Source organism: Sphingobacterium phlebotomi (genome assembly GCF_008180195.1).
GTDB lineage: Bacteria > Bacteroidota > Bacteroidia > Sphingobacteriales > Sphingobacteriaceae > Sphingobacterium > Sphingobacterium phlebotomi.
In genome coordinates this window covers 111870-135502 of sequence record NZ_VTAV01000007.1, presented here as the reverse complement: position 1 = coordinate 135502, position 23633 = coordinate 111870, and the positions used below count along the sequence as shown (strand labels likewise).

The window sequence follows — 23633 nt, the reverse complement described above, 5'->3', positions numbered from 1 at the left end:
ATCTGTCGATTGTTATCAATCTTCTACCCAAAATTCAATACTCCACGGTTCCAGTGTAATGCTGTGATTACTTCCGGATTGCGAGGGAAGTGTTATGTCCAATTCGTCTTCGTCGTATCGGTGTCCCGTGAAACTCCGTACTTTGTCCATGGTAATATTGAACTCGAATGGTCGATTACTACGGTTAGTGAGCGCAAAGACAAATTTACCATCGGGTCTTTTCCATGCCATTATTCGTTGGTTGTATAACACCTCATCCTCTTCTACTTCAAAACGTTGAGAATCCCAGGGCATATACGCCAAAAATCCAGCAATTCCGTTATAGTGTTGGCTGAGTTCAAAGGTACCGTGAGCTACGTTGGGATGATTATTAAAATTATTATCGTTCAATGGCCGATATACACCAAGCCCAAAGCCTTCCCGGTTCGGGTCATTGGTAGGTTTTAGAATATGGAGCCAGTACCATTTTGGAGAGTCTAAGAAAGTCATCCAATTCATTATCGACTGGGCGATATTGACCATCCTCCATTCTTTTGACCGCTGTTCAACATGTTCTGCGTGATAGGAATACTCATTTTGATAGATCGGTTTTCCCATACTATTCTGTAAAAACCGTGATTGTCCTTCTATCTGAAGGTCAGAAGAAGCCCCACCTCGATGATACACCCACGAGTCTACTAAATTCAATGTTTGTCCATCAGCCCTTATATAGGAGGAGGATCGACTAATATTTCCATTGTGACTATCGACAATAATCTCTGCATCGGGTAAGGCTGCCCGCACTTTCGGCGCCACGGCTTTGAACGCTTTGTAATAACTTTCACCATCGATATAATTACACTGAGGGTACCCAAGACCATCATTAAAAGGCTCATTCTGTAGCCCCCAGGTAGAAATAGTCAGTCCGTTGCTCGTCAGATAATTAATATCTCCTACTACTGCATCTCCAAAATCCGAGAGAAATGTGGTATCAAAGCTCTTTAAGGAACCTAGCAGGTAACTGTCGGTAGATTTCCAATAGGGAGCTGGCGACCAATATTCCATAGAAATTCCCTCTATATCGGCATCAGTAATTAGGTCTTTGATGGATTGCAGCTGGCCTGGGTATCGCTCCACAATATTTTTCTCATCAGCCGTCGTTCCACGAAACCACAGCCCCATGGCAAGACGTATATATCGGAATCCGGTCATCTTTTCTGCCAAACGCTCCTTTTCAGCACTTGTCAATTCGTAAGGAATACCATTTATCGGATCGCTATTCACATAATTAGGCCCCATTCGATCGCTTTGTAATTCCACACCTAATCCTTCGATAATTTGTTTTGGCTGATTGAAATGGATCGTATAATCACCGGAATTAGGTAATAATATCTCCTGAACTTTACCATAAATTGCTATTTCGTCGAACTCTACGACTGTTTCTCTACTGTTCGCTTGTACACCTATGGCGTAATAGGGTGTGGTTTGATCCGGTTTTTGATCAAGGTTAAGCCCAAGGTGATACTTTTCATAAACGGAAGACCCTACTTGAGCAACAACACCTAAATGTTGGGTACTATTCTGCTTGTCATTGCCATAGCTAAGTCGAATTTTGTCAGGACTGTCGTCCAAGCGCCGCATGACCACCACGACGCTGTCTACTTCGTATTCATAGCCGTTGGTGCTATTGATTTCAAAACCGACCCACTTGCCTGCACCGACATTTAGCGCCACCCAATCGCTGAGTGCTAATGCGTCGTTCGCGTACGCAGATTGTAAATTTCCTATCGCGATACTGGAAATGGTGATCCCGGATTTGACTTCTGACGGCCTCGCTCTACCTCCTCCCGAGGTAAAACGAAACACACCTAACAAACCGGTATACTCCTCCAGTTCATCTTCATTAGTATTACTTTCAGCCATGAAACCGAGTTCTTCTCTACTACATGAAATCGTTGTGACCATTATTAATACAAAGGCGAAAAACAACAGGCTCTTATATTTGATAATTTCTTTAATAAACATAATCTTTTCAATTTTTGTCAACTACTATTTTTATTTTCTCCATCGTAGGGCGCTGGGAGGGATTGATTCCACTAAAAGTAACGGTATATATACCCGGCTTTTTGTAAACATGTGACGTCTTTACTTTGGCGTGAACGGGCCTTGAACCATCTCCAAAATCAATAGTAACGGGCTTTTTGAAACCTGATGTCTTCCAAATAGTCACCTCCTCTCCTGCCTGAATATCCCTAACCGGAAAATGATAGAACATACCGAGATAATCGTTATTTTCTTTCTGCTGATTGTATACGTAGATCTTCAAGAAATCTTTATCTTCGTCGTCTTTGTCCGATTTTACATGCAGTTCGGCCGTGTAATTGCCGGGTTTATCGAAACGAACCTTCGTTTTCGCTTTATTGATTTTTTGTCCGTCCGGTAACGTCCAAGTATATTCCGCTACCTTGTATCCCTCACGAACCACAGTTCGGGTAGCATCCAGTTCGATTTCTTCGCCTGCCATTATTCGAGCATATCCACCGGCTACGGCAAGTATGTTGTCCGCGTAATCGCGTAAATAGGCTTCGACAAGAAACGGATAGGTGCTTACAAGCTCACCATCATGGATAAAATTAATATGTAAATGTGGATCGCCCATCTTTTCTTTGCCGAGGTAAGTATGTCCTGATTTTGCGAGTACCTGTCCATTTTTTACAGCTGCTCCTTTCTTCACTCCCGGGCGTATGGTCCCGATATTCATGTGCGAAATCCGATAGCTAAAATGTTCATCATACGCAATGGTTACACCGTTGCTTTTTCCATCTCCATGCGGCAAAGGACTTTCGATGACGATACCTGCTAAGGGAGCCTGTATATCAAATTTATCATACATCAATCCATAATCTTCCCCATGATGATAGTATATACCCGGTCCAGGCACTAAGGAGTTCCAGGTATTGTTATACATGGAGGATCTCCATCGGTAGTTCAGCAACGGAAAGTGCATATCGTGCGGCCCCCAGGATTCGCCTTTGCGAACAACGGCTAATTTTGCTGCCTTTGGAAAATGCTCGATAGCGGAATACGTGGCCTTTTTCGCCCAATCTTGAGTATTCTCCACGTATAGTCTTAATCCTTTAAAAGTCACGGGCATTTGATATGGCCGTTGTACTAGCGTAGTCTCCTCCCCATCGACAGATATAAGGACACGCGCCTCTATCAATGTCTCACTTCCAATGGAAGCAGGCTTTCGATTATTGGGTTCACTAACGTACAAAATTTTATGTAGTTTGATTTGATGGGTTTCGCCGCCTATCATGATCTCCTGTGTTTCTCCAAGATCAAGATGAACATAAACAGGCCAGGCCTGACTGGTGATAGCGATGAACAAACCGAAACATGTTAATAAGAATGATTTCATTGTTCTGCAGTTTTATGTTATTTATTCTGCCCCGTATCCCGGGTTCTGCGGCTTTAGTTCAGCGTTAAGATCCATTTCTGCCAACGGAATAGGAAACCAGATACGATAGGGGTGCCAGTTTGCTTGTAAATCGGGTACTGCCACGTTGTGCAATCCTCGGGTACTTTGTAAGGAAGTAATTGCTTCCGTGTATTTATTAAAACGGGCCAGATCGAACCGACGGTGGGATTCAAAACACAGTTCCCGGGAGCGCTCGTCTAATAATTCTTCCATGAAATCTACCCGATGGTAGGAGGTATTCAAGGTCTCTACCATGCTTCCCTCTCTTACGGCACGCACTCTAACCTCGGCCAATAAATTTCGTGCCTCGGGCTCGTCGTCGAAATAGTAAAGCGCCTCCGCACGTAACAATAAAATATCCGCGTAGCGTAGCAGCGGCATCAAACCGTCGCTTGCCCACTGTGGAATTGGTTTCTGTGCAGCATCACGTTGACGGTACTTCGTCGCTGATAAATAACCTTGGTCAGGGGTGGTAGCTACCGTCGGTTGATAATACCGATAGCCGCCTATTTCTTCCACGGCTGAATTCACTGTGATGTTTCTCGCCATGTTATGCGCACGTCTGACGTCATTGGCATGATATCGATCAAAGGTTTCGGCCAATGGACACATCCATCTGGTTGTCCCACCGCCTATGCTTGCCGGTCCGAACGGCACCCAGTCGCTATATCGGTTATAGGTTCCGTTTGCCGTTGCGCTGCTTGCCTCGATGGTAAACAGACACTCCTCGTATTGGGCATCGCGGGTCGTTTCCCGAAATAGGAAATCATAACGCTCTGTCAAATCATACCCCCCTTCTTGGATGATGGCCGTCGTCATGTCGACCACGAGTTGATACGCCTCCTCGGCATCCACCCATCCGAAACTATTCAGCTCGAAATTTAGTTCATTTCCCATACCCGAAACCTTTGCACTTCCCAAGTATGCACCCACTTTTGCCAGATATCCTGCTGCCGACCATTTATTAGCTGCACCCTGTATCCGAGCACGATCGGGTAAGATTTCATACGCGTGTTGAAAGTCAGAAATAATCTGCTCGTAAACTTCTTGGACTGATTGACGAGGTCCGGCTTCCGGATCTGGCTCGGTTTTAATTGGAATAGCCCCAAACATCATCGTTAAATAATAATGGTAAAGACCTCTCAAAAACCGTGCTTCTGCCTTAATTTGTTCTTTACGTGATTCTCCCATTTCAATGGCATCTATTTTTGCAATCAAATGGTTTGTTCGATTAATACCCGCATAAAATCCTTCCCACACGGCCTTTAGTGGTGCCGCCGAGCTGGACACTGCCGCTAATCCAAAAGGGGTCACATTGTTCGAGATACCTGCGCGCGTAATACATTCGTCGGTTCCACCATTTAAGATAAAAAGCAGGTTTCTACCAAAGAGGTTATTCCCGCCATGTAAGGCTTCGTAACATCCTGCTAAGGCAATCTCAGCTTCATCCGCCGTTTTGTAAAAATTCTCGGTGGAGGTAAAGGAATAGGGCTCCGACCCCAGAAACTTATCACAGCCCACTGCGCCAAAACCAACGGCTGCCATCAACAGGCCAATTCCTATTTTATTTTTATACTTATTCATATTCTTCTCATTTTTCATTCCAGATTAAGTGGAAGTGGTTTATCCTAAATTATTCTAAGGGTTATAAAGAGGCTTTGATACCCAGCAAAAACGATCGAGATCTAGGGTACGCCAGTCGTTCCAGACCCGGCAATAACGGGTTGCTATAACTCACATCGGGGTCAAAACTGGAGTAGTTGGTCCAAACATGCAGATTCGTTGCAGTCGCGTAGATGCTAAGCGCCTTAAATCCAAGGCTGTTAACAGTCTTCTGCGGAAGCTTGTACGACAAGGATACATTCCGCAACCGGAGATAAGAAGCATCTTCCACATAGTAATCAGACATCATCGATGCCGTTGCATTTTCAGAAATCACATCTGGATATTCGTTTGTCGGGTTCTCCGGGGTCCAGTGGTTGTTCCAAAATTCTCTTGACAAATTCCATACCCCGCTGGGGCCCTGAATCAGTCGCGTACCCAAATTCACGACCTCACCTCCAGACGACCACTCTAAAAAAATATTACATTCCAGATTTTTGTACGAAAATGTATTATCCAACCCGCCATAATGTTTCGGCAGACTGCGTGAAATAAAGGTTCGGTCGTTTTCCTCATCCACAATATTGTCGCCGTTCAGATCTCTAAATTTAAGCGATCCCGGATTTACGGTTGCGCCGCCTACTGAAACAACACCTTCTTTTAACACATATTGACGCGAACCGTGACTGATCCCCGGATCACTGTTATTTTGCCAAGTGAAATCATCTATCTGATAGACGCCATCCGTTCGGAATCCGTAGGCAGTTCCCAAAGAGTTCCCAACTTCTACTCTACCGAGATTTGAGATTGTTCCGTTCGCCATAATAACCGGTATAAAATCAATATCTCCCAAGCTTTTTATCGTATTTCGATTCGCACTAATATTGAAGCTCGTCACCCATCGGAAAGCCTTATCTATGTTAACGGAGGTTATTTGAAACTCCACCCCTTTATTATCGATCCTCCCCATGTTCTTCCACTGCGTTGTATACCCCAACTCTGATGGTACATAAGCGGGCAAGAGCATATCCTTCGTTTGCTTGATGTAGTAATCGGCTGTAAATGTCAGCCTATTCTTAAACAGGCCAACGTCCAAGCCAGCGTTATACTGCGCGGTGGTTTCCCATTGAAGGTTCGGATTCGCCGGTGAACTTGGGGCCATGCCGAAGATATTGCTTCCGGCAGATGCATAATAGGCATTACTCATTTCCGAATAATAGCGGTAAGCCGGAATACGTTCATTACCTGTTTCGCCATAGCTCAACCGAAATTTCAGCTGATCAAAGGTATTGAGCGATTTAATAAAATTCTCCTTATGCGCCTGCCAGGCAAATGCTGCCGACGGAAAGTACCCATAACGATTTCCGGCGCCGAATTTATCAGAGCCATCTACACGAAAACTGGCTGTAAAGAGATACTTCCAGGCGACAGAATAGTTTGCTCGACTCAACCACGACACGCGGTTATTTGCCCAACGGCTAGAGTATATTCCCGATACCTGTGCACCCTTGCTGATGTCGTTTACCCCGGTTGATTCATCAATAAAATCCAGACTACGCATACGCTGGGATTCATAATTATACCGGCTGGCTTCGAAAGCACCCATCAAATCAAGTCGGTGAATACGATTAAACGTTTTGAGGTAATGAAGCCTGGTGGTGCTGTTCCAGGAATGTGTTCTTCTCTCCTGAAGTACAGCGATACCATTACTCAGATTTCCCATTGTGGTATACTTGCTATAAAATTCTTTTCCTTTTGAACTGGAAAGCGTGCCGCTCACCATAGAATGCAACTTCCAGTCTTTAGAAAATTTATACTCCAGATAAGTACTTGCTTGTGCGCGCATGGTACCTGTGTTTTTATAGGCGTCATCCAACATGGATAGCGGTGTAATATATTGCGTTACATCGTCATCTGTTGATGGATCATAGTACGATATTGGACGTGTCATAATGATGCGCTGGACAATCCCATTAGCCGAATTAACCAAGCCTGAGTTCGTTGCACCATAAAGTTCCTGATAAGATCCGATGATATTGAGTCCGATTTTTAATTTTTCATTCTGATTATGATCCATACGCAGTCGGACATTATAGCGATCCATCCCGTTACTGCGTATAATACCCTCTTGTTTTAAGTATCCGACTCCGCCTGCTACAATTGTTTTATCGCTCCCACCTGTAAAGGACAGGTAATGATTCTGCGTAGGTGCCCATCGAAAGGCTTCATCTTGCCAATCATGCTGCTGGTAACGGTATGGGTCAACGGGTGAGTTAGTGTCCACCAGCCCATCCTTGATCTCGTAAAACAGTGGGGAGTTCGGTCTGGTTTCGCGTTGAAAATCTATCCATTCGTCACCATTTAAGAGATCAAGTTTGCGTGAAGCTTGCGCGAAACTCGCATATCCATGGTAAGAAATATCTGCTTTTCCTTGTTTACCCGATTTGGTCGTAACGATAACCACCCCATTAGCGCCACGTGATCCATATATCGCCGTTGCGGACGCGTCTTTCAAGATTTCGATTGATTCGATATCAGCTGGATTGAGTGACGATAGTGGATTAGCTGAGCTCGACATATTTGACTCCGAAGCTGTGGCTACTTCGTCCGAACTCACGTCAAAAGGCACACCATCAATGACAAAAAGTGGCGTCGAAGCTCCGTACAACGAATTGGCACCCCGTATTTGTATGTTCATTGCGGCGCCAGGTTCTCCTGATTCCGAATTAATACGAGCTCCCGGTGTCTTACCTTGTAAAGCACCTAGAAGATCTGGATTGGCGGACCGTTCGATATCTTCTGCTTTGATTCCTGTCAAGGCTCCGGTAACGTCCGCTCGCGTCTGTTCTCCATAACCGATAACGACAACCTCCTCCAGATTGTTGATCGATTCTCGCAGTACGATATCGACTACCGTTCCAGCTTCTGCCGTTTTTTCTTGTTCTACAAAACCCATCATTGAAAACAGCAATGTACTAGGTGACTGTACCAGCGTAATGTTGTAGTTGCCATCCTTATCGGAAACAGATACAATCTTGCTCCCCTTTACGACGACACGAACACCGCTCAAAGAGTTTCCTTCTCTATCACTTATCTTTCCGCGAACGACTGAAGCAGCTGATTGGTTCTGCGCATTCACCTCACCGATGCAAAATAGCCACAAACTGAATAGCGCTATTATTGATATTTTATTTCTCATCTTGTTTTGGTCTAAATTTTGGTGTACATGGGGTTCATTATACCCTAGTTTCAATTGATTTTACAAGTTATTTCGTCTCAGAGGTCTGAGGAGATAAAGCAAGTCCCCGAAACATCGTTTTGCTCGGAGCAACGGCCAAAGGTTTCAACCTAGATCCAGAAAAATCTCCATTATAGCCTGTATCGTCCTGAATACTATATATCTTCGATACAGCGCCTCCTCCACCGTATTTTACAGTATATAACATAACCTGGTCTCCAGATACAACGCCTGTCAGACCAATGAATTGACCGGATATAGTACCATTCGACATCCAGTTTCCGTTGATCAATGTATATTTTGTAATACCGTCGGATTGCCCATCGTTTGCAACGTATAGCACATCATTGCCAAGAATTCCTGCATCCAGATCTGCGAAGACGAACTGACGACCGGATGCTAAAGCTCCGTTGATTGGCATACCAGGCAAGGTTACCAGTTTCTGCTTTCCGACTAAAGGCAGGCCCTCTCCAACCTGAACAACAGGACTCCGTCCTTTTAATGACGACTGAGAAGCATACAAGTGTTGATCGTAAATAGCTAATCCTCTTATGCCTCTTATCGTTCCCGCTAGTACAGGTTTTGCTTTAGTCGCACCAATCGTTACATGGTAAAGATTTGGTGCAACACCTGCTACCCAGACATTAGTGCCATCAGCAACGGCTGCAGTTACTGAACCTTTATTGTTCATAGATAATCCTGTAGATGTGTTAACACGGCCGCTCGCATCGATAAGCCCGATAACCCATTCGTTTGTCGCTGTGCTTACCTTAGGCATACCTACAGCTGCATTGTACCCGGCAAAACTTAACATTTGGGCATCTTCGGAAAGAGAAAGAAGACCTTCATAGGCGTTGTTTCCGGACAACGTCAAAGGATGGTTATCACCCGTATCTGTTGTTGGCACGGAAATACTTCGAATCAGCTTTCCAGTGGTCGAATACTCATCGATGAATACGGGCATAGCAGCATGACTCCGAGAGACAGAACCGTCACCAACGCGTAATACGACCAAGCTGCCGGACTGGAAAGGTGTTTGGGAAAATGATACATTCGCGATAACTGCGAATAAACAGATGAACACCATGTTACGAACGATATGGAAACGTCCTTCAATCATATTCCGTACTCTACTTAGTTGGTGCTTTTTGGGCTCATATTTTTCTTGTAACATAATTTAAAGATTTATAATGATAAACGATTTCTCAACTATTCATTGCCATAGCATCTTATCTCATAGATTTGGGCGGATGGATCCCCGTTTGTTGCTGTAACCATAACACGTAAGCGATCTGTCAGTACAGCGGTGGGTAGACGATGGCTTCTACGACGTTGGTAATTGCCCGATATTTCTAGAAGCACTTCCCATGTTCCGTCGATCCAAGCTTCCAAATTGTAATCCTTTGGACATTGCGGATCACGATAAAACGGACTATACGCATGAAGTTCACGAATAAGATGGCCGGGAAATGTTAGTTCAATGGTCTCGATCTCGACCTCTTGATCCCAGGATAAAGTTATCCATTGCGGTAGCCCCTGTGTGGATTCTGATTTCCAAAGATTCGTAAAGCCTGCAGGACGTGTAACTCCATTTGTGATATTTTGGGCGGGATAACAAGGTTGCCCAGGCATAATTTTATAGCTTAGCGTATGTCCACTCCCAAATCTTCTCATTTTGTTTTCTCCGATCTGATAGGATGCCATATGACCGGTGATGATTTTCCCAGCAATGGGCCAGCTAACCTGGGGATTAGGCAATACATCTAAACGCATGAACGTTCCAACATTTAAACCATGAAGATTGACGGGGATATCCACCCATTGCTGCTCGCCTATCGGAACATCTACTCTTGTCTTCAATATTACAGGCAATTCTTCTATTCGATAATCCCAAATATCTCTTACGCCCAGCAATTCGATATCAAGCTGTTGAATAGATGCTGTATGGTTACTCAAACACAGGGTAATTGTATCGATCTGATCTGCACCGACGGCTATAAGCTGTCCTCTACGAGTTTTCAGTTCAATAGCTGTATATTGGGGTTGATCTTTCCAAATAGACAGCCCTTGATGAAACCCTAGATCATTTGGACCTGCTCCGTATTCTAACGCATCACTACTAGAGGTAACACGAGCTTGTAATGCCAAGTCTTCTGGATCTTCATTTTTGCTGTTTAGCAAAAAGCATCCATCTCGGAGCAGTTGTTGCTGAATCGTGTGGACAACATTTTGCGGTAAATTAGAAATGAGGATATTTTGACGCAAGGCGATTGCGGCAGCTGTTCCTACGGCTTGCCCAAGTAAAGCGGTTGTTCCCATTACTCTTACTGTGCCTAATGCGGCGTGAGTGACACTTACATTACGTCCAGCCATCATCAGGTTATCGACGTCTTTTGCAATCAAACAGCGTAAGGGAACACCATATGGGCCTGCATAACTCTTAACTGCATATTCTGTAAACGTATTATAGTCTTCTCCGCTAGCCGGTTCACTATGTTGTGCGAGTAGGCCCCCTGGTGTGTGCAAATCGATAAACCATCCTCCAAATCCAACTTCGTCCTCGAATACAGTACACTGTTGCGGATCGTGTTCTGTCATTAAATAGTGTCCCATGATTCGGCGACTTTCTCTTTTACCAGGAACTTGACCTATCCAATCTAATGCATAGTTTTTAGTCAATTCTTTCATTTTTGGATCTCTATTCTTCATCCAATCCCATACGCCCAGAGCATGACGAGTCAGTTCATGTCTAATCTCTTCGTTTTCATGAATAGTATGAAAAGGCACTCCAATTTCTAACCACCAATATCCGCCGCGCTCTTCTTTGGGAGGCCGTCCGTTCTCGTAGAAAAAACTAGCATCTTCATAATGAATGGCCCATTCGGGGGCTTCAAAGGGAACTGAGTAATCTAAACGTTTCGTCTTAAAATGAATAGAGCTCCCCATAACGTCTCCACTGGGAACCTCCGGGGCATGCGGCTCATTAAACTCGTCTCTACCCTCGCTACCCATTCGCGACTCACAACCGGCACTATGCGCTACTATGCCATCCCCCGTACAATCCACAAAAATTTCTCCCGCTATTTGTAATTCGATTTCGGCACTCTGTACAGTGGCTTCAATTGCCTTGATATTTCGTTCATTACGCATGATCACTTTTTGAAAATCCGTATTTAAATAAAGTGTAAGATTTTCAGTTTGCTGAACAAGATCATATTGCACCACATCCCAAATTGAATTCGTCCACCCGTTCTCAAAAATCTCTTCGTGATTTTGGGCCCGCTCTTGAATCAATAATTCAGAAATTATACCTGTTTCACGGGCGTAAGCGTGGAAAGCAGCTGCACCGTGAGGCGTTACCCTTATTTCAGAGGAACTGTTTCCTCCTAATACCGGTCGATTGTGAACGAGACAAGTGCTTTTACCATTTCTTGCTGATGCAACCGCAGCGCACAGGCCAGCGAGGCCTCCACCAACCACCACAACATCGTAAGACACATTTTTAACCATATTTCAACATTCTTTATTAATTTTCTTAAACTTCCTCAGACCCCATAATATGATCATACATATTGTCATGAGAACTACCGCAAATGCCGCAATCATAATCTGTTTATCGTCCACTACAATAGATAAGATAAACATGATAAATGCGAGGCAACCGATACTATACGCCAATAATCTTGCAGGGTATTCTGCAATTGCTATCGGAGTGTCTGTAACTGTATAATCGATTGATTTTGATTGCACCTCAATAAATCCCAGAGCAGTATTTTTCGCGGATAGTTCAAACAACGACAGTGTTAATAATGGCACAAGTATGCCTACGCTGGCCTCTAAAACCAAGGAGTTCTCTAGCAACCAATCTATAAACGAATTTCCCGAGTTTTCTTTAATGAAAATTTTCACTAAAGCAGCCGCTAAAAAACTTAATCCAGTAGTAATCCATACGGCTTGCTGCGTCGTTTTCTTAAAAAGGAGTCCCCATAAAGTTGGTAAAACCATCGGTACCACGAGCAAAGAGGTAATGGTGAGGATTACATTTTCAGCACCACCGACATAGGGTATGGCTACCGCTCCGCAAATAATTATCGCTCCTATGAGAAAAGTACTAATTCGCCCCACCGTTACCAGTTCTACGTCGCTTGCACTAGGCCTTATCAAAGCCTTGTACCAATCATTCGTTATCGCACCTGCGTACACGTTTATCTCCCCATCGATATAACTAGCTGCAGCTGAAAACATCGAGGCCAAAAGGAGCCCCATCATCCCAGCAGGCAATACCGCCGCACAGGCTAAAAAATAGGCTTGTTCTGGATTGGCATTGGGATCAACAATACGATATATCATAGCGGGCAACATCCATATTACGGGACTCACCAAGTATAGGATTCCTAGAAGATATGCAGACTTTCTTGCATCCTTGGGGCTTTTTACGGCAAGGAACCGCTGTATAAACACCCATTCACCTCCTAATTTAAACGTATGGACGACTATCCAGCCCAAGAGAAACCAATACGTGAACTTACCACTGGCTATTTGTAAAAAGCCATCTGGCACCTGGTCAAGAAAGTTTCCGACCCCGCCAATAGAAGCAAAGCTGAGGGGGACAACGAATAATACCGTTACGGTAAGGATAACAAATTGTACCGCATCGATGATTAATACGGCCCAAAGACCACCACTCACGGTATAGACCAACATCAATAGCCCTGATATGATACAGGCATAGGTTATAGAGAGATTACCCGTACTTTCATCTCGAAGAAAGTTCCCCTCTTCTAAAGGTACGAGGCTGCAAAATAATATCGCAAATGCATATAAAGCTACACTCATAGATACGAGCTTAAGGCACATCCCTATCCATGTGTAGAATTGCACCACTGATCTGCCGAAACGAATATTAATATATTCTCCTATGGTGGTTACCCCTAATTTCGCCCAACGTCCTGCTAATGTTTTTCCGACGATGAAAGAGCTAATACCTAAGCACATCAAAATACTAATCGCAACCGCTCCATGTTTGAATGCGATACCTCCCCAAACAACAAAGGTTCCTGCAGAAAAAGCACTCATAAATGAAGAAATACCAGATAACCACCAAGGGGATTGCTTACTTACTGCAAACATGTCAGCAGCGCTTTTATTCCATCGACTTAAGATTAAACCAATAGCCAACATCCCAACGGAATATATCATCAATATAAGGTAATCGTGCAGTGTCATATTATATATATAATATCGCTTTTAGAAATAGATTCAATTAATAAACAGGAATATAATCTTCGACTAATATATCTAATAATTAAGCTATTATACAACATAAAAAAGCTTATAAAATCATTTTTTCTATCGAAATCGTTTGCGGAAACGTTTGCGATATATATCTATAAAAATATTATTTTACTATTTTTGTGCATGTAAAACCCACACCATGTATAAACAATAATTGGAAGAATAATATGCCTAGAGTAAAATGTCCAAAATGCAATAGAGATGAGACCGTATTGAGATCTGGTTTTGTCCGAGGTTTACAACGCTATGTATGCAAGTTTTGTAATTTTCACTTTACACTGGTCAAGAAAAGGCAAAAAAACAACGTCTCTGCCTTTCGAAAACACCAAACAACTATTCTAGATATCGCAAAAGCAGTCGGTGTGTCTGCTTCAACGGTGTCTCGAGCATTGAAGAATCACGGTGATATCAGTGAGGCTACAAAGAGTTTAATTAAGCAAGTTTCTATCGAAATGGATTATCAACCTAATCCACTCGCACGCAGCCTGTACAGCCGAGAGACGCAAACCATTGGAATTATAATACCGGATCTGGAGAACCCTTTTTTCGCAAAAGTACTCAGTGGTATCCAACATGCGGCTTCGACAGCCGGTTATAAAGTAATGATTTGCCAATCCAATGAATCACACAAAACAGAGGTGGCTAATTTGCAAACAATGATGCAAAATTGGCTCGATGGAATACTGGTGTGCCATACCAAGGAGACAGAATCTTTTGAACACATCAAATTACAACTTAACAAGGGAATCCCTATCATCCATTTTGATCGGATATGTGAGGAAATCGACACGTCGAGAGTACTACTCGACAATGAAAATGGAGCAGAACAAATTACAGACCATCTCATCGATCAAGGATGCCTTAATATTGCGGTGCTTGCAGGACCGAAACACTTGTATATCACAAAAAAACGTCTGGAGGGCTATTTTAAATCACTTCAAAAAAATAATATTCCGGCTACTCCCTCACTCATTGCTTACACTGACTTCAGTAAAGTATCCATTTTGCAAACGGTAGATCTCTGGCTTTCGTCAGAAAATCCTCCTGACGCTATTTTTTGCATCTCAGACAACAGTGCGATTATTACAATGATGTATCTAAAAAAGAAAAATATTAAGGTTCCGCAAGAGATTTGTGTGGCTGGTTTTGGAAACGATTATACTGGAGAAATAATTGAACCAGCACTCACTTCTTATGACCCCTATGCGTTCAAAATAGGTCAATCGGCAGTGGAGTTGTTCTTTGATCAAGTCATTTCGGGAGACAGAGCCGCAACAAAAACGAAAACCGTGATAGGCAAACTTTTAATTCGGGATTCTTCTTTACGGAAAAAATAATATGATGACAGACGTGAAAATATCAGCATTTGGCCGTATTCGTGGTCAAAAAATAAATCTATATACACTTTTTAATAAGAATGGGCACACAGTATCTATTACTAATTATGGAGCAACCATTACGAACTGGCATGTGCCGGATCGATATGGAAAGTGGTCGTCTATTGTCGTTGGATTCGATAATATAAAAGATTATTTGAACTGCACATTTTATCCAGGTGCAATAATCGGTCGATATTCCAACTTTATAGCCAATGCGGAGTTTTTGTTAGATGGCCAAAAATATAGTTTAAGTAAAAATTATGAGAATCACCATTTGCATGGTGGCAACTGTGGCTTTGATAAAAAGATATGGCAACTACAGCTGCTAGATCGTTCTAGAGCTTCTATCACTCTTTATCATATAAGCCTCGACGGAGACGAGGGATATCCTGGTAATGTGAAAGTTTGGGTAACATATAGTTTGGGAGATGACAACTCATTATCAATTAAATATAGGGCACAAACGGATAAGCCTACCGTATTGAGTTTAACGAACCACACTTATTTTAATTTAGTTGCTAATAAAGACGCAATGCTTGAGCATTCCTTGACGGTTTTAGCAAATACATACACGCCAACAGATAGGAAAATCCCAACTGGCGAGCTATCTGATGTCCACAATACTCCTTACGATTTTAGAGAACACCGACCTATAAAAGCTCCTATTGATAAGGTCGAAGTTTATAATGTTAACTACGTAATACAGAAAAATTTGTCAGAAAAGTTAGCTTTAGCAGCAACTCTCTCTCATCATTCCAGTGGAAGAACATTGAAGGTCTACACAACTATGCCTGGGTTACAGCTTTACGTCAACAATGGCGGAATATGCCTGGAAACACAACACTTTCCTAATGCACCTAACCATACGTGCTTTCCTTCTCCTATCCTACTTCCGGGTCAAGAATATCAACATATTACAAGGTACGTCGTTTCCTAATCCGGAGGCATGACTTACTTACTGCTCGGCACTTTGGAGGTGGATTACCACTTCCCTACTTTGACGATCCATAAGATGACTAAGTTGTCCCTTATTCCGAATCCGCAGTACAATCACGGTTGCGACAGCTGGCTTTTGAAACACCCATCACCTTGAAATCTAGAAGTTCTTCTTCGCGCAGAACTATAGGTTTGTAACACGAATCGGTAGACTTTCGCAGAAACGGGTATAACGAAGATCCCGTGCGACCTATCGCAGATGGATAGTTTGGCACATTTTGATCTATCTAGAAACGATTTGATTACGTTTCCAGAGAAGATCAAAACAATTCCTAGTCTAAAATGGCTTTCGTTGTAGAATAATAAACTAGCAGACATCACCTTCATTGACGAGCGCTTGCAAAAGCTGGAAACATTATATTTATATAGCAATGTTATCAAAAGTTTGACTCGGGAAACAAAGTTTCTGGGAAACGTCAGGGAGTTACTGATCTTTGACAACGAGATTGACAGTATTCCTGATAATATAGCTGATTTAAAAAATCTTGAAAAGTTGGAGATATGGAATAATCCTATTACATATATCTCACCTAAAATAGCGACGTTGACCCACTTAAGGAGTTTGCGATTGGACGACGATTTTTTAACTGAACATGATAAAGAAAATTTGAGAAAATGGTTGCCAAATTGTTCTATTTTCTTTCAAACAAGAGGTGAAAAAATACTGTCGGTTGATACTATTGCGGTAAATTAATGGAGCGCTGTTCCTTAATTGTTAAATGATAAACCCCACTAGAAATAATAAGGGAGATAGCAGCGTTAAAAGAACAATGGTTGAGTCAGTTGTCGCAAATTTTGCGACAACTGAACTAATTGGGTTTAATTCTTCTTATTTCATTTTCTTAAAATACGCATATAGCAAGTCAATATTGTTAGAGCAAAGAATGGGAATCGCATCAAACAGATATCTTTCATCCCATTCCCACCACTTCATTTCCAAGAGCTTTTTGATCTCATCTTCTTCAAACCTCTTTTTTATGGGTTTCGAAGGGTTTCCACCAATGATGGTGTACGGCTCAACATCTTTGGTTACTAAAGACCGACTGCCGATGACAGCTCCATCACCAATTATTACTCCTGGCATAATCATAGCCTCGCTTCCTATCCACACATCGTTGCCTATAATTGTATTTCTGGCTCCTGAATATCCATCGAGGGCTCCTTTAAATGTTTCAACTTCTGTCATCATATAGAAAAAAGGAAAACTTGAAATCCAATCGTGCCGATGCCCTTGATTACCCGCCATGATAAAACTGGTACCACTTCCGATAGAACAGTACGATCCGATAATAAGTTTGTCAACATTATCCCTATCCGGAAATAAATAGCGTGCACAATCGTCAAACGAGTGCCCATGATAATATCCTGAATAGTAAGAATATTTACCCGCGATAATATTGGGATTTGTGATATGGTCTTTGATTATTTTGCCCTTGAAAGGACTTTCGAAAAAATTACTCATTTTAGCGTGTTTAAAAATTAACAAATAAAAATTCAGAACAGGGGTTACTGTTCGTTAAAGAGTATTTGTTATGTGCTAGTCTGAGAGCTTCATGGCACAAATATAATTTAATTTACCATTACTTTACTTTGCTAATTGCAATAACTTAATGGTATTACCCAACTGCCCTAAATGATAAAGGTCATGGTGGATAAACCGCTACAAGGGATATTAAGTAAATTAGCTACATTTGGGGCTATACCTGCAATTTTCAACAAATGACCGAGAGAAAGGATATAAAGACAAGGGAGCTCCTCCGATCTGAGGATATCCCATATGACCTATTGTTACTCGCGGATGAGACGATCGCTGCAATCGATAAATACATCCACGACGGCGATAGTTATGTCGTGGAGACGGAAAATAGCATTATTGGGATATATGTGCTCTATTCCCTCAGTCACGACACGATTGAGTTGAAAAACATCGCTGTGGAAGACACACACCAAAGCCAAGGCATCGGAAAATTTATGCTGGCTGATGCAGAAAATCGGGCAAAAGACATGGGATTCCAGGAAATCATAGTAGGTACACCTGATATCGCAGCAAAGCAGATCAAATTTTATCAAAAAGCGGGCTTTGAGCGCTTCGCAATCAGGAAAGATTTTTTTATCGTTAACTATGCCCAACCAATATACGAGCACGGTGTGCAGCTAAAGGATATGGTGATGCTACGAAAAAGAATCGGGGATTAGCTTTGGCTCGATATGATGATTTAAAATTTGAACGTGAGCTCAAACTTATTAGCGGCATTTAGTTTTCACTTCATAACTGTCTTGTCTTCACAAAAAAATAAGACCATGTTAATCAATTAATTATCAAAAAGAACCAAAGTTGGGACGGAAACGAATGCTATTCCAGTCCACTTCAATATCGAGTTCTGTCTTGGTGTCATACAGAACTAAAGTAATAAAAAAGGACTATAACGAGAATAATCCACAAATAATAAAGTATCAAACTTACCCACTTATCAAATACCGCATCAAAATACGGCGCACATCCTTATTATCGGCTCTATAGGCGATGTGCTTTAGCAGCTGGTCCTCGGGGGTTTCCCGGGCACAGAAGCCAAACCCTCTGTAGATACCGCGCTCGATATAGGCCAGTCCCATTTCTGCCGAACTTCTGCCTTCTACCTCAAATAGTTTGGTAAACCCTTCGAAACGATGGGCGTGCAAGAAGGTATCGACACGCTGGTTATAGCTTTCGAGAGATTCCTGATCAATGCAGGCACCATAGCAGCTCTTGATCTGGTAATGAAAACAGGCGGATCGTGTTTTGTACAGCCCGTTTATTTTCGGACAGAGCTTATATTTTTCCGTGAGCCGATAAAGGGTGTTTTTCGCCTCCGTCATCCCGGCAAAGGTGATGATCTCGTCTCCCCGCTCCTGGTTATTCGCAATGCGCAGTGCCTTATAGCCGTTTTCGTATTGTATATATAATCCCAACGGGTTCATAGTACGCCGCTGTGTACAGTTATAAAGCGGCTGGTGGCGCTTGATCAGGTCGGACTCATAAAGCAGGGCGATGAGTTCGCTTCCCATCGGCTCGTAGGCGATACGCGTCACTGTGCGTTGTATTTTGCGCGATTTATTGTCTTTGCCCTGAAAATGTTGCTGCACACGCTTACGGATGTGTATGCTCTTGCCGATGTAGACGAGATCGTCGTGTTGGGTGTAGAAGAAATAGACACCCGGCAGGCCGGGCAGTCTTTCGATCATAGCTTGCAATGCTGCTGTCATTCGTTAAATCTGCTGCGTATCATGTTCAGACGTTAATAACACTTTGTTCAGAATCTGAACAACAAAAATACTAATATTTTTAGTTTTACTATTTTTTTTTGATATATTTGGGGGAAGAAAGTATTAATGATACTTAACGACTATCTTTTTATAAAATCTAAATATCATGAATAATGAAGAATATTATGATTTCGAAAAGACACCAGATATTCACTATTATGAGTTTTCGAGTATCGGCCCTAAGGGTAGTATAAGAAAGGTCATTCAATTTCAACAGATAAACTTGGAAGAGAACATCTACAATCTTGGATTTGGAGACTTCTGTCCAGAGACACAGGAAATAAGTGATCTGATTACCACAAACAATCTCGATACCAAAAAGGTGTTATCAACTGTAGCGAGGGCAGTGATAGACTTCATGACCTTGCACCCTAATGCTATCGTGATGGCAAAAGGTAGTACCCAAGCTAGAACACGTCTCTATCAAATGGGTATATCCGAATTCTGGGATGAGATCAAAGAAATGTTTGAAGTCAAAGGCTTCTACAAGGATAGCTGGGAATCTTTTCGAAAAGGTAAAAACTACGATGCTTTTTTTATATTTAAAAAATAATAACGAACTTTGTATCAGGAGGTTTAAGATTATGAGTACCAACAGAGATAAAAAGAACAAGAAAAATGATGAGTTGACAGCTCAAGAACGTCAAAGTATCTATAACAACTCCTACTTCTTTAAAAAGAAAAACGAGGAGGCAGTTGACTTCTTGAAAAAACATCCGATACCTAAGGAATATCTTCAACGCTAAGAGGGTCCTTTCCTATCCTCGATTTTAAGAAAGAAACGGACTCGGCCTGCAACGGATTAAACTCGATGAGTCGATCTCGCCTCTCCGCACGGCTTGATAATCGTCGATGAAGAATACCGATACCTGGTCTTTATTCATCATCTGCAAAACAATATTCAGTATAACAGTTCGGATTTTGTCGCGATACCAAGTATTGCGACAAAACATGTCGCAATACTTGGTGTCCCCGACCGTTGTAAACACTCGGTAAATCCCCGTTGAATGGGCGAACAAGGTGCGAATACTGTTTAAGTAATGTTCGAAGAAAGGACGACCTGACAAGTTAATTGAAATGGTAGGCTATCATCATATGCGGACTTAACGATAAAAGAGAAATGTCATTTAATGCTCCCATCAAAACAAATCGCGTCTAATTACTTTGACGGCATTGCCTCGCGCCAACTCATAATGATTCTGCCATTGGTTTTGCTGTTGCTCCATTAGTTGCTCTGCCTGCTAGACCAATACTTTTTCCTGCAATCTGGATAAACAAAGCTTTTTGTTTTCCAACTGGGAACGTGTGTCCATAACCAGTACTTGCAGACCCGATGGCAGGTGTGTTCCGCGAACGGCTGTTTCCACTTTATTTACGTTTTGCCCACCGGGACCTGATGAACGGCAGGTTTCCAGCTTAACATCTTTGGGATTCCATTGCATTCGTGTCTTCACATCGAAGGCGGCAACACCCACAAACCAATTTTTACGCTTGTGATATCTACGATACGGGCTTTGCGCGATCCATTGTATCGTTCCTACCCATTCTTTTAAAAAGTCATCCAGATTATTGCCTATAAGCATCATCGTGGAAGACAATAGTGTTCCTTTTAATTCGCCAGCCTTATTTTCAAGTACCTGCATTTGGCAACCTTGTTGTTTGGCCTGTTTAATCATTAAACTTTGCACACAGGCTACAACCCGGCAGCATTCTGCGGGGCCCTTACCTGATGTAATTTGTATCATCATTTTTTTCATCATTACTCTTTATTCATTCTAACAATACGTGGATAGAATTTACCTTGGATATCAACTAGACCGCGTTGTGCGGTCATGACAGCGCCAATGTCTTTATATGCCAACGGGTTTTCTTCAACCGTCCCGCCGATTAAAGTAACATCGGCATTGATAAGCATCTTTTTCATGGCGGATACCGTCATACTATCCTTAGCTTTTTGCCTGCTCATAGCGCGGCCTGCACCGTGCGATGCGGAATACAGCGCATCGTGGTTTCCTTTGCCGGACACGAGGTAAGCTGGTGTTGTCATGCTGCCGGGGATAATACCCAGCTCACCTTTATGCGCTGGTGTTGCGCCTTTACGGTGTATGATCACTTCTTTGCCATCGGACAATTTTCCTTCCCAGGCAAAGTTGTGATGGTTTTCCACTACACAGATTGCTTTTAGCCCTAAAGCTTTTAGTAGGTTCGAATGGATACGGTCATGACAGGCTTTAGCATAATCGCCAGCCAATGTCATAGCAAGCCAGTACTCCTGCCCCGCTTCGCTATTCATATCCAGCCAAGCCAGTTGCTGTGCATGCCGGGGCAACTTGCAACTGTCCATAGCGAGTTTTGTGTAGTGCTTAGCAATGGCAGCACCTAAACCGCGACTTCCCGAATGTGTTAATAATGCCAGATACCTTCTGGCCGGTAATCCTAGGGCATTATTGGCCAGCATCTCTATTTCACCAAACTCCACAAAGTGATTGCCTTTTCCTGATGTACCCAATTGCCTTACGGCTTTACCTCTTAGAGGTTTCAAAAAAGGTATCGCGTTAAACACCGGACTATCTAAAACTTCATGCTCCTGCCTGATGTCCAACCCGCCTTCCATTCCAAAATGAGTATGGTTTTTTAATGCCTGCTTGATTTGGTATGCAAACCTTTTTATAAAACTATCGCTTTCATCGATAATAGAAAGTGCCATTCGGCAACCGATATCCATACCCACCGCGTATGGGATCACAGCGTTATCTGTAGCCAACACACCACCGATAGGTAAGCCAAATCCCATATGTGCATCCGCCATTAAAGCGCCTTGTATGCTTACTGGCAACAGACTAGCAAATTCCATTTGTTTTTTGGCTGATGGTTCAATGCCCTTACCGCCATATGTTTTAAAAAATACCGGTTCATCGCGTAACATGTAAGCTTTAAACGATGCTCCTTCTACCTTACCAATTATTTTCTCGGCTATTTTACTTGTCAATTCATTATCCAAAAATGCTTCTGGATCGTTCTTAATATCCACCAATAGGTCAAGTATTTGTTGCTTACTGTGGTGTTTGAAATTTTTGGAGACTATACTAATAACCAAGCTTCGTAGCTGATCATTATGATAACCTATTTTACTTAAATCCTTTGTTCTTAAATTGCCCATGTGGGTACATGTATTTAACCCCAGAAAAGCCTGATTGGGGCTGTATCTGGAAATGTTTGTAATTTTTGTTGAATTTGATTTCTGATTCCAGTTCGTCCTTGTAGAAGGATATACCCTTTTAGGAGCGCTCAGGAAAATCTAATAAAATTTCGGGCAGGCAAACATTGCATAAGTTAATTACACAATCGCTTAATTATAAAAAAACGGGGGTCTGACTGCCTTGTTAGGCAATGAGCGAAAGGGATGATATGTAAATTTGCTCAGTCATGATTCCTTGATATTTAAAAGATGAATAAATCAAGAATGACTGCAAAGATAGTGAATAATTTAATATTGCGGAAAAATCCGATCCCTCCACAAGATAACTTGGCTCGGGATTCAGTCGGTTCAATTGAAAAACTGCTGTTGAGTTTTGCATTTCACCCCACCTGGAGCAAAACTCTTTTAGCAGCAGCTATTCTTCGTCGTCTTCCTCTTCAAGGATACTTTCATAAACTTCATTCCACAATTCATTTTCTAAGTTAAATTCATTTTTCAATTTACTCAAAAGTAAGTCCTTGTTATTTTCTATTTTTTTTAATTCTTTTAATTGGTTTGTAAATTCAGTTATATTTTCAGCAATTTTTACTTGTGTCCAACTTCCAGCTCCGTGTTGAGCATAATATACAGGGAAATCACTTTTAGTTTCTGAAATATCTATAAAAAATGGGTCGTCAAAATAGTTGGTACATATAACAAACCAGTTTTTGTCAAATTCTCCTTTTTGTCCAGTTAAACTTTTAAGTGTATTTGCGTTAAATCTATATCCAGCTTGAAAATCGTTAAATTTGTCAATGCTTGGATAATTCCAAGACAAAGCCATATTGGTCATTGCTGTCTTTTCTTCAATGAAGTTTCTTATTTTTTGCGGTAGTTCCATAATAGTTGCTTTACGTCCGGGCGGCTTTGCGAAGTGGCGAAGCTCGTATCGAAGATACGAAAGCGCAGCTATTTTGCAAAGCCGTTTGTTGTAAGCTGTCCGCGCAGCGGATTGCTTAGCAACGGTTTGGATATTGCCGAAGGCGGGGAATTTCAGTATGCATATCTTTTTTATTTAGCGCTTATTAATAAATAAGTACAACTTAAACAATTTGACAAATCTGTGTGTTGTGTAAGTGTATCAAAATGAAAATATTATGGCTCTTAACACAGCAAACGAGG

At 42.1% G+C, this 23633-nt stretch carries 17 protein-coding genes; 5 read left to right on the top strand and 12 right to left on the bottom strand.

Annotated elements, in window-relative coordinates; all coding sequences use genetic code 11:
* Positions 1-15 precede the first annotated feature (15 nt).
* From FXV77_RS12055 to FXV77_RS12025, 7 genes are all read right to left on the bottom strand, one after another.
* Positions 16-1902 (bottom strand): glycoside hydrolase, encoded by a 1887-nt coding sequence (locus FXV77_RS12055; RefSeq protein WP_148919473.1) that lies wholly within the window; start codon positions 1900-1902, stop codon positions 16-18.
* 109 nt (positions 1903-2011) lie between these two features.
* Positions 2012-3400 carry a PKD domain-containing protein gene (locus FXV77_RS12050; RefSeq protein WP_148919472.1) on the bottom strand — a complete coding sequence of 463 codons (1389 nt, stop codon included), beginning with the start codon at positions 3398-3400 and terminating at the stop codon, positions 2012-2014.
* Between the two features lie 21 nt (positions 3401-3421).
* Positions 3422-5044: a RagB/SusD family nutrient uptake outer membrane protein gene (locus FXV77_RS12045; RefSeq protein WP_187444110.1), complete on the bottom strand. Its 1623-nt coding sequence runs from the start codon at positions 5042-5044 to the stop codon at positions 3422-3424.
* A gap of 61 nt (positions 5045-5105) precedes the next feature.
* Positions 5106-8261: a SusC/RagA family TonB-linked outer membrane protein gene (locus FXV77_RS12040; protein WP_148919470.1), complete on the bottom strand. Its 3156-nt coding sequence runs from the start codon at positions 8259-8261 to the stop codon at positions 5106-5108.
* A 67-nt stretch (positions 8262-8328) separates the two neighbouring features.
* Positions 8329-9474, bottom strand: coding sequence for a hypothetical protein (locus FXV77_RS12035; protein WP_148919469.1), 1146 nt, complete (start codon positions 9472-9474; stop codon positions 8329-8331).
* 35 nt (positions 9475-9509) lie between these two features.
* On the bottom strand, positions 9510-11810 hold the full coding sequence (locus FXV77_RS12030) for an FAD-dependent oxidoreductase (RefSeq protein ID WP_148919468.1): 2301 nt from the start codon (positions 11808-11810) through the stop codon (positions 9510-9512).
* 3 nt (positions 11811-11813) lie between these two features.
* Entirely contained in the window at positions 11814-13499 is a 1686-nt protein-coding gene (locus FXV77_RS12025) for a sodium:solute symporter family transporter (protein WP_187444109.1), read from the bottom strand.
* 263 nt (positions 13500-13762) lie between these two features.
* On the opposite strand from FXV77_RS12025, the gene FXV77_RS12020 reads away from it, so the two are divergent.
* Together FXV77_RS12020 and FXV77_RS12015 are read left to right on the top strand one after the other, a co-directional pair.
* Positions 13763-14932, top strand: coding sequence for a LacI family DNA-binding transcriptional regulator (locus tag FXV77_RS12020; RefSeq protein WP_148919466.1), 1170 nt, complete (start codon positions 13763-13765; stop codon positions 14930-14932).
* A gap of 1 nt (position 14933) precedes the next feature.
* The gene (locus FXV77_RS12015) at positions 14934-15911 is read left to right on the top strand and encodes an aldose epimerase family protein (protein ID WP_148919465.1); all 978 of its coding nucleotides are present in this window, start codon (positions 14934-14936) and stop codon (positions 15909-15911) included.
* Between the two features lie 888 nt (positions 15912-16799).
* On the opposite strand, the gene catB is transcribed toward FXV77_RS12015, so the two are convergent.
* On the bottom strand, positions 16800-17432 hold the full coding sequence (catB, locus tag FXV77_RS12010) for a type B chloramphenicol O-acetyltransferase (protein ID WP_148919464.1): 633 nt from the start codon (positions 17430-17432) through the stop codon (positions 16800-16802).
* A gap of 257 nt (positions 17433-17689) precedes the next feature.
* On the opposite strand from catB, the gene FXV77_RS12005 reads away from it, so the two are divergent.
* Positions 17690-18166 (top strand): GNAT family N-acetyltransferase, encoded by a 477-nt coding sequence (locus FXV77_RS12005; RefSeq protein ID WP_148919463.1) that lies wholly within the window; start codon positions 17690-17692, stop codon positions 18164-18166.
* A 264-nt stretch (positions 18167-18430) separates the two neighbouring features.
* Here FXV77_RS12005 and FXV77_RS12000 read toward each other — a convergent pair whose 3' ends face one another.
* The gene (locus FXV77_RS12000; protein ID WP_148919462.1) at positions 18431-19213 is read right to left on the bottom strand and encodes a GIY-YIG nuclease family protein; all 783 of its coding nucleotides are present in this window, start codon (positions 19211-19213) and stop codon (positions 18431-18433) included.
* Positions 19214-19379: 166 nt separating this feature from the next.
* Between FXV77_RS12000 and FXV77_RS11995 the strand changes: the two genes are divergently transcribed.
* On the top strand, positions 19380-19826 hold the full coding sequence (locus FXV77_RS11995; protein WP_148919461.1) for a DUF6934 family protein: 447 nt from the start codon (positions 19380-19382) through the stop codon (positions 19824-19826).
* A gap of 31 nt (positions 19827-19857) precedes the next feature.
* Complete coding sequence (locus FXV77_RS22145) at positions 19858-20019, top strand: hypothetical protein (RefSeq protein ID WP_187444108.1); 162 nt, start codon at positions 19858-19860, stop codon at positions 20017-20019.
* Between the two features lie 495 nt (positions 20020-20514).
* On the opposite strand, the gene prfH is transcribed toward FXV77_RS22145, so the two are convergent.
* From prfH to FXV77_RS11980, 3 genes are all read right to left on the bottom strand, one after another.
* Positions 20515-21021 carry a peptide chain release factor H gene (gene prfH, locus FXV77_RS11990; RefSeq protein ID WP_222867781.1) on the bottom strand — a complete coding sequence of 169 codons (507 nt, stop codon included), beginning with the start codon at positions 21019-21021 and terminating at the stop codon, positions 20515-20517.
* A gap of 11 nt (positions 21022-21032) precedes the next feature.
* Entirely contained in the window at positions 21033-22433 is a 1401-nt protein-coding gene (locus FXV77_RS11985; RefSeq protein WP_148919460.1) for an RtcB family protein, read from the bottom strand.
* A gap of 454 nt (positions 22434-22887) precedes the next feature.
* Complete coding sequence (locus FXV77_RS11980) at positions 22888-23352, bottom strand: SMI1/KNR4 family protein (RefSeq protein ID WP_148919459.1); 465 nt, start codon at positions 23350-23352, stop codon at positions 22888-22890.
* Positions 23353-23633: the final 281 nt, after the last annotated feature.